The sequence below is a fragment of the Ideonella sp. genome, from assembly GCF_041918995.1.
Lineage (GTDB): Bacteria > Pseudomonadota > Gammaproteobacteria > Burkholderiales > Burkholderiaceae_C > Ideonella.
The window spans coordinates 58,989-67,174 of the sequence record NZ_JAYRUN010000022.1 but is presented as its reverse complement, the minus strand read 5'-3'; the positions used below and the strand labels follow the sequence as shown (position 1 = coordinate 67,174).

Here is an 8,186-nt window from a genome sequence, read left to right as displayed (position 1 = left end):
CGAGGCGGCCCGCCCGGGCCGCCTCGCCGCGACCTCCAGGCGCCTCCTTCCTTCCTGAACCGACGCGCGCGCCGCGGCGTGCGCCGACACGCCATGCTGACCACCGCCCTCGTCGTGATCTTCGCGGTCGCCTACCTGGCGATCGCGCTCGAGCACCCCCTGCGCATCAACAAGTCGGGCTCGGCCCTCATCGGCGCCGGCCTGATGTGGACCCTGTACGCGGTCTCGGCCGGTGACGCCACGCGGGTGGGGGCCGAGCTGGGCGAAACGCTCACCGCCACGGCGCAGATCGTGTTCTTCCTGATCGGCGCCATGACCATCGTGGAGGTGGTGGACGCACACAACGGCTTCGACGCGATCACGTCGCGCATCCGCACCACCAACTTGTCCGGCCTGCTGTGGCTGATCGCGGTGGTGACCTTCTTCCTCAGCGCGGTGCTGGACAACCTGACGACCACCATCGTCATGATCTCGCTGACCCGCAAGCTGCTGGCGCGGCCGGCCGACCGGCTGTATTTCGCCGGCGCCATCGTCATCGCCGCCAACGCGGGAGGCGCCTGGTCGCCCATCGGCGACGTGACCACCACCATGCTGTGGATCGGCGGCCAGATCACCAGCCTGGCGATCATGAAGTCGGTCTTCCTGCCGTCCATCGTCAACCTGCTGGTGCCGGTGGCGGTGATGGGCTGGCTGCTGCGCGGTCAGCGCGTGGAGCCGCCGGCCGGCGCGCAAGGCGACAGCGGGCTGCTCACCACGGCCTTCGAGCGCAACCTCATGCTGGCCCTCGGACTGGGCATCCTCGTGGCCGTGCCGGTGTTCAAGACCGTGACCCACCTGCCGCCCTTCCTGGGCATCCTGTTCGGCCTGGGCCTGCTGTGGCTGGTGGGTGACCTGGTGCACCGCGGCAAGGACGAGGAGAGCAGCCAGCCGCTCACGCTGGTGAACGCCCTCAGCCGCATCGACATGGCGTCCATCGTCTTCTTCATCGGCATCCTGCTGGCGGTGGCCGTGCTGGAGCACACCCACCTGCTGTCCAGCCTGGCCGCCCACCTCGACCAGACCATCGGCCGGGTGGACCTCATCGTGCTCGCCATCGGCGTCGTGAGCGCCGTGGTGGACAACGTGCCGCTGGTCGCCGCCGCGATGGGCATGTACAGCCTGGACACCTACCCCACCGACCACCTCCTGTGGGAGTTCCTGGCCTATTGCGCCGGCACGGGCGGGTCCATCCTCATCATCGGCTCGGCCGCCGGCGTGGCCGCCATGGGCATGGAACGCATCAGCTTCGGCTGGTACCTGCGCAAGTTCAGCGGCCTGGCCCTGCTGGGCTACGCGGCGGGCGCGGCCGTGTACCTGCTGCAGAACGGCTGATCGGCGCCCCAAAGGAAAAGAGGCGCGGTGTGCACCGCGCCTCCTGGCCTGGTCCCGGCCAACGGCCGCCGCGGCGGCCGTTGGCGGCGGGCATCAGAGCTTCTGCTGCTGCATGAAGTCGTCGAAGCCGGCCTCGGCGAAGCGGAACCACAGGTTCTGGTCGCGGCGGAAGTTGGCGTAGTCCTCGTACACCTTCTTCCAGTTCGGGTTCTTGCCCGACAGCTCGCTGTACAGCGCCATGGATTCCTTGAAGGCCGCTTCCATCACGTCCTTCGGGAAGCGGACCAGCTTGGTGCCCGAGCCCACCAGCGCCTTCAGCGCCGACGGGTTCTTGACGTCGTAGTCGGCCTGGAGGTCCACGTGCGCAGCCGCGGCGGCGCTGGCCACCATGGCCTTGTACTCCGGCGTCAGTGCGTCGTAGGCCTTGCTGTTGATGTAGAAGTCCAGCTGCGGGCCGCCTTCCCAGAAGCCCGGGTAGTTGTAGAACGGCGCGACCTTGTTGAAGCCCAGCTTCTGGTCGTCGTACGGGCCGATCCACTCGGCCGCGTCGATGGTGCCCTTCTCCAGCGCGGAGTAGATCTCGCCGCCCGGGATGTTCTGGGGCACGACGCCGATGCGCTCCATCACCTTGCCGCCGAAGCCGCCGGTGCGGAACTTCAGGCCCTTCATGTCGGCCAGCGACTTGATCTCCTTGCGGAACCAGCCGCCCATCTGCGCGCCGGTGTTGCCGCCGGGGAAGTTGACGATGTTGTAGTTCCGGTAGAACTCGCGCATCAGCTTCAGGCCATTGCCCTGGAACATCCAGGCGCTCATCTGGCGGCTGTTCAGGCCGAACGGGATGGCGCAGCCGAGCGCAAAGGTGTCGTCCTTGCCGAAGAAGTAGTACGGCGCCGTGTGGGCCATCTCGACGGTGCCGTTCTGCACGCCGTCCACCACGCCGAACGGCGGCATCAGCTCACCACCGGCGTGCACGGAGACCACGAACTTGCCGCCGGACATGTCCTTGAGCCTGGCGGCGAACACGTCGGCCGCGCCGAAGATGGTGTCCAGCGACTTGGGGAAGCTGGAGGCCAGGCGCCAGCGGATGTTGGCCTGTGCGTGCACGATGGCCGGCGCGGCACCCGCGGCCAGCACACCGGCGAGGCCGGCACCACGAACAAAGGAACGACGTTCCATGGACAGAGTCTCCTGTTGCGAAAGTCTGGGTCGATCAACGATCGGTGGCTGATGTTAGGAACGCCTTCCGCCCACGCCGCCACGGGATAACCCGCGCACGCACGCGCCCGGCCGGCACGACACCACGATCTGCCCGCATGATGGGGCGCTGGACCTTGCAGCCGCCTGAAATTCGGGTTCGCCCCAGGGGGCGCGGCAGGGCCACCGGCACCGCGTCAGGTGCCTGCAATCTTCATCCGCTCGATGAGCACGGAGCCCAGGGTCTTGGCGCCGGTGGTGTAGGCGTCCGCTCCCACGGCGACGATGCCGCGCAGCATGTCGCGCAGCGTGCTGGCGATGGTGATCTCGTGCACCGGGTAGGCGATGCGGCCGCCCTCCACCCAGTAGCCCGCGGCGCCGCGGGAGTAGTCGCCGGTGACGTAGTTGACGCCCTGGCCCATGAGCTCGGTGACGAACAGGCCCCGGCCGAGCTTGCGCAGCATCTCGTCGAGGTGGTCCCCCGGCCGCGTGAGGCGGCTGGTCAGGCGCAGGTTCTGCGAGCCGCCGGCGTGGCCGGTGGTCTGCATGCCGAGCTTGCGGGCCGAGTAGCTCGACAGGAAATAGCCCTGCACCACGCCGGCGTCGACCACGCGGCGCGCACGGGTGCGCACGCCCTCGTCGTCGAAGGGCGCACTGCCCTTGCCGCGCCGCTCGTGCGGGTCTTCGTGGATGTCGATGTGCTCGGCCCACACCGGCTGGCCGAGGCTGTCCTGCAGGAAGCTGGCCTGGCGGTACAGCGCGCCGCCGCTGGTGCCCTGCACGTAGGCGCCCAGCAGGCCGGCGGCGAGCGTGGACTCGAACAGCACGGGGGCCTCGCCGGTGGGCAGCTGCCGCGCCTTCAGGCGCGACAGCGCCCGCTCGGCGGCATAGCGGCCCACGGCCTCGGGCGAGGCCAGCTCCAGCGCGTTGCGCATGGAGGTGTACCAGTAGTCGCGCTGCATGCCGTTGCCCTTGCCCGCGATGGGCGACACCGACAGCGCATGGCGCGAGCTGGCGTAGCCGCCGCGGAAGCCGCGGCTGTTGCCGGCCCAGAAGTGCGACTGCTGGGCCGACACCGAGCCCCCGTCCGAGTTGGTGATGCGGCGGTCCACGGCCAGCGCCGCCGCCTCGGCACGGCGGGCGAGCTGGGCGGCCTCTTCCGCATCGAGCGACCAGGGGTGGAACAGGTCGAGGTCCATCGCGGCCTCGGCTTCGGTAGCCAGGTCCTCGGCTTCGGGCAGGCCGGCCGCCGGGTCCTCGGCCGTGAAGCGGGCGATGTCGTAGGCCGCGCGCACCGTCTGCTCGAGCGCGGTACGGGAGAAATCGGAGGTGCTTGCATTGCCGCGGCGCTGGCCCAGGTACACCGACACGCCGACGGACTTGTCGCGGTTGCGCTCGACGTGCTCGACCTCGCCCTTGCGCACGGAGACGGACAGGCCACTGCCTTCGCTGACTTCGACCCCGGCGTCGCTGGTGCCCAGGCTGCGGGCGATGGCCAGCACGTCCTCCACGATCTGCTGGAACTGCTCGCGGCGGAAGGAGAAGCCGTGGGGCGCGTCGTCGGGTCGGTCAGGCAGGCTCATGCAGTGGGGTGGAAGCGTCGGAAAGGCGCGCCTTGGCAAAGCGCGGGACAATCATAGCGACCCTCCCTTCCTGCCCTGACTTCGAGAGCCCATGCCCCGAGCGCGCGCCCGCCACGACACCGACACCCCGGATGCCCCGGACCTCGACCCGGCCGACGGCCTCGACGAGGACAGCGGCCCCGACGATGGCCGACCGAGCAAGTCCGCCCTGAAGCGCCAGATGCACAGCCTGCAGGCGCTGGGCCTGGCCCTGGCCGAGCTGCCCGCCTCGCGCGTGGAGAAGCTCGCGCTGCCCGAGTCGCTGAGCGATGCGGTGGCGCAGTACCGCCGCACCCGCTCCCACGAGGGCCGGCGGCGACAGCTGCAGTTCATCGGCAAGCTGATGCGCAAGGTGGATGCCGCACCCATCCAGGCCGCCGTGGATGCCTTCCGGCTCGGCGGCGCGCAGGAGACGCTCGCCCTGCACGAGGCGGAGCGCTGGCGCGAGGAGATGCTGGCCGGCGACGAGGCCGTCACCCGCTGGCTGACGCAGCACCCGGACACCGACGCACAGCGCCTGCGCGCCCTGCTGCGCAGCGCCCGCAAGGACGCCAGCACGCCGCAGGCCCCGGGCCAGGAGGCCCGGCATGGCCGCGCCTACCGCGAGCTGTTCCAGCTGGTCAAGTCCGCCCTGTCCGCAGCGGCGCCCGGCTCGGCCGCCGCGGACGCCGCCACCGACGACATCGAAAGCAGCGACGATGAGTGAGACCCCTGCGCTCGAACCCGTGCGCATCGGCGTGGTGTCCATCAGCGACCGCGCCTCCAGCGGCGTGTACGCCGACCAGGGCATCCCGGCGCTGCAGGACTGGCTGTCCCGCGCGGTGCGCAACCCCATCACCTGGGAAACCCGCCTGATCCCCGACGAGCGCGCCGGCATCGCGGCCACCTTGCGCGAGCTGGTGGACACCGCCGGCTGCCACCTGGTGCTGACCACCGGCGGCACCGGGCCCGCCCCGCGCGACGTGACGCCGGAGGCCACGCTGGACGTGGCCGACAAGGTGATGCCGGGCTTCGGCGAGCAGATGCGCGCGATCAGCCTGAACTTCGTGCCCACGGCCATCCTGTCGCGGCAGGTGGCCGTGGTGCGCGGCCATGCCCTGGTGATCAACCTGCCGGGCCAGCCCAAGTCCATCGCCGAGACGCTGCAGGGGCTGCCCCAGGCCACGCCGGCGGTGCCGGGCATCTTCGCGGCCGTGCCCTACTGCATCGACCTCATCGGCGGGCCGTACCTCGTGACCGACCCGGCGGTGTGCGACGCCTTCCGGCCCAAGTCGGCCCGTCGCCCCGGCTGAACCGGCGGGCGCCGGCCCCGGGCCTCACTTCACCAGGCGGTTGAGGCGCTCGGCGTCGAAGGTCTCGGTCGTGCGGGCGTCCTCGGGCACGCAATCGCTGGCGGGCAGCTCGCGGGCGCGGGCCGACAGCTTCTCGATGGCCTGCCACAGCAGGGCGATCTGGTGCTCGTGCGTGCCGGCGTTGTCGATCAGGCCCTTCATGGCCTGGGCCACCGGGTCGTCGCCGCTGGTCACGCCGTAGGCGGAGAAGCCCATGCGGGCCGCCGTGGCCTCGCGGGCCTGGTCCTGCTCGTGCTGGATGATGCGGGCGGGGTTGCCCACGGCGGTGGCGCCGGCCGGCACCGGCTTGGTCACGACGGCCCCGGAGCCCACGCGCGCCCCGGCGCCGACGGTGAAGCCGCCGAGCACGGCGGCGTTGGCGCCCACGATGACACCGGCCTCCAGCGTCGGGTGCCGCTTGGCCCCCTTGACGAGCGACGTGCCGCCGAGCGTGACGCCCTGGTAGATGGTGCACTCGTCGCCGATCTCGGCCATCTCGCCGATGACGACACCCATGCCGTGGTCGATGAACACGCGGCGGCCGATGGTGGCGCCGGGGTGGATCTCGATGCCGGTGAGCCAGCGCGACAGGTGCGAGATGAAGCGGCCCGGCCACTTCAGGCCGTGTGTCCAGCACCAGTGCGCCCGGCGGTGCAGCACCAGGGCATGCAGGCCCGGGTAGCAGGTGAGCACCTCCCAGGTCGTGCGCGCGGCGGGGTCGCGCTCGAGGATGCAGGCGATGTCTTCGCGCAGGCGGGCGAACATGGTGGCGCAGGGATGAGGCGGCGGGCCAGTGTAGCCCGGGCTCAGGCGGGGCGCTTGCCCGGTGGCTTGCCCGCCGCGCGCTGCATGGCGGTGGCCACGCCGCGCAGGATATGCACCTCTTCCACCGTCAGCCCTGCGCGGTTGGCCAGCTGGTTCAGGCGCGGCAGCAGCTTCTTGGGTGCCGCCGGATCCAGAAAGCCCACGTCCTGCAACGCCTGTTGCCAATGGGCGAGCAGCCCCTGCACCGCGGCGCCGTCCGCCGGCCCGGGACGGGCCGCCCGCGACCTCACCGCGAACCCGCCCAGCGCCTGGCGCCAGTCGTAGGCGATGACCTGCACCGCCTGCGCGAGATTCAGCGAGCCGTAGGCCGGGTCGGTGGGGATGCAGAGGCAGGCGTGGCAGCGGTACACGTCGTCGTTGGACATGCCGAAGCGTTCGCCGCCAAAGACGAAACCCACCCGCCTGCCCTCGCCCGCCAGGCCGGCGAAGCGCTCACGCGGGGCGAAGGTGGGCGGGCCGAAGTCCCGCGGCGTCATGGCGGTGGCACACACATAGTCCACGCCGTCCAGGGCCTGCGCCAGCGTCGGCACGATCCGGGCGCGTGCCAGGACGTCCGTGGCGCCGCTGGCCATGGCGAGGGTCTCCTCGCGGCTCAGCACGTCGGCCAGGCGCGGGGCCACCAGCACCAGGTCGGTGAAGCCCATGACCCGCATCGCGCGGGCGGCCGCCCCGACGTTGCCCGGGTGGCTGGTGTGCATGAGCACGAATCGCGTGGAATCGGCCACGGGGGCAGGTGTGTCGGGCGGCATGGGCGGCTAAAATCGGCGGTTTGCAGCCATTGTCGATGGCGCAGGCCCCAGCGCCTGCCACCGCCGCCCACCGCGCTGCCCGCTCTTTGCCCACCGCTGCCCGGTTCCCTCCCCTTTCGCCTGCCGCTCTTCCAGGTCGCCCCATGTCGCAATCCATCCATCCCATGCTGAACATCGCCGTCAAGGCGGCCCGCACCGCGGGGGCGATCATCAACCGGGCCTCGCTGGACGTCGACCTGCTCAAGGTCACGGCCAAGAGCACCAACGACTTCGTCACCGAGGTCGACCAGGCGGCCGAGGCCGCCATCATCGAGACGCTGCTCACGGCCTACCCCGGCCACGGCATCCTCGCCGAGGAATCCGGACGCACGCACGGGGCCAAGCACAGCGATTTCCTGTGGATCATCGACCCGCTGGATGGCACCACCAACTTCATCCACGGCTTCCCGGTTTACTGCGTCTCCATCGCCCTGGCGTTCCGCGGCAAGGTGGAGCAGGCCGTCGTGTACGACCCCACCCGCAACGACCTGTTCATCGCCTCCCGTGGCCGGGGCGCGTACCTGAACGACAAGCGCCTGCGCGTGTCGCGCCGCACCCGCCTGGGCGAGGCGCTCGTGGGCACCGGCTTCCCCTTCCGCAAGGGCGACAACTTCCAGCGCTACCTGAAGATGTTCGAGGCCGTGGCGCCGCATTGCGCCGGCCTGCGCCGCCCCGGCTCGGCCGCGCTGGACCTGTGCTACGTGGCCGCCGGCTGGTACGACGGCTTCTTCGAGACGGGCCTGAACCCCTGGGACGTGGCCGCCGGTTCGCTGATCATCACCGAGGCCGGTGGCCTGATCGGCAACTTCACCGGCGAGGCCGATTTCCTGCACCAGCGCGAGGTGGTGGCCGGCTCGCCCAAGATCTACGGCCAGCTCGTGCAGCTGCTGGCGCCCTTCACCCGCGTGATCCGCGAGGACGAGCCCGCCGCGGCGCCCCCGGCCCCCGCGCCCGCCGCCGACGCCGCCCCGGCGGAGCGCAAGCCGTTGCGCGTGCGGCGCAAGGTGGAAGCCGAGCCGGCCGACGGCGAACAGGCCGACTGACCCCGCGGCCAG

At 71.1% G+C, this 8,186-nt stretch carries 8 protein-coding genes; 4 read left to right on the top strand and 4 right to left on the bottom strand.

Annotation, left to right across the window (positions count from 1 at the left end; translation table 11 throughout):
* Nucleotides 1-93 precede the first annotated feature (93 nt).
* Nucleotides 94-1,371, top strand: a complete 1,278-nt coding sequence (nhaD, locus tag ACE3UN_RS17485; RefSeq protein WP_374676265.1) for a sodium:proton antiporter NhaD — start codon at nucleotides 94-96, stop codon at nucleotides 1,369-1,371.
* Nucleotides 1,372-1,464: 93 nt separating this feature from the next.
* On the opposite strand, the gene ACE3UN_RS17480 is transcribed toward nhaD, so the two are convergent.
* Nucleotides 1,465-2,547 (bottom strand): TRAP transporter substrate-binding protein, encoded by a 1,083-nt coding sequence (locus ACE3UN_RS17480; protein WP_374676264.1) that lies wholly within the window; start codon nucleotides 2,545-2,547, stop codon nucleotides 1,465-1,467.
* A 215-nt stretch (nucleotides 2,548-2,762) separates the two neighbouring features.
* Nucleotides 2,763-4,148, bottom strand: coding sequence for a metalloprotease PmbA (gene pmbA / locus ACE3UN_RS17475; RefSeq protein ID WP_374676263.1), 1,386 nt, complete (start codon nucleotides 4,146-4,148; stop codon nucleotides 2,763-2,765).
* Between the two features lie 91 nt (nucleotides 4,149-4,239).
* Here pmbA and yjgA point away from each other — a divergent pair, with 91 nt between their 5' ends.
* Both yjgA and mog read left to right on the top strand, forming a co-directional pair.
* Complete coding sequence (gene yjgA, locus ACE3UN_RS17470) at nucleotides 4,240-4,893, top strand: ribosome biogenesis factor YjgA (protein WP_374676262.1); 654 nt, start codon at nucleotides 4,240-4,242, stop codon at nucleotides 4,891-4,893.
* Nucleotides 4,886-5,479 carry a molybdopterin adenylyltransferase gene (mog, locus tag ACE3UN_RS17465; RefSeq protein WP_374676261.1) on the top strand — a complete coding sequence of 198 codons (594 nt, stop codon included), beginning with the start codon at nucleotides 4,886-4,888 and terminating at the stop codon, nucleotides 5,477-5,479. Before yjgA ends, mog begins: the two co-directional genes overlap by 8 nt.
* Before the next feature lie 24 nt (nucleotides 5,480-5,503).
* Here mog and cysE read toward each other — a convergent pair whose 3' ends face one another.
* Both cysE and ACE3UN_RS17455 read right to left on the bottom strand, forming a co-directional pair.
* The gene (cysE, locus tag ACE3UN_RS17460) at nucleotides 5,504-6,283 is read right to left on the bottom strand and encodes a serine O-acetyltransferase (protein WP_374676260.1); all 780 of its coding nucleotides are present in this window, start codon (nucleotides 6,281-6,283) and stop codon (nucleotides 5,504-5,506) included.
* Between the two features lie 41 nt (nucleotides 6,284-6,324).
* A complete protein-coding gene (locus ACE3UN_RS17455; protein WP_374676268.1) occupies nucleotides 6,325-7,041 on the bottom strand; it encodes an RNA methyltransferase in 717 nt (238 codons plus the stop codon).
* 194 nt (nucleotides 7,042-7,235) lie between these two features.
* Here ACE3UN_RS17455 and ACE3UN_RS17450 point away from each other — a divergent pair, with 194 nt between their 5' ends.
* On the top strand, nucleotides 7,236-8,174 hold the full coding sequence (locus ACE3UN_RS17450; protein WP_374676259.1) for an inositol monophosphatase family protein: 939 nt from the start codon (nucleotides 7,236-7,238) through the stop codon (nucleotides 8,172-8,174).
* The last annotated feature ends 12 nt before the right edge of the window (nucleotides 8,175-8,186 follow it).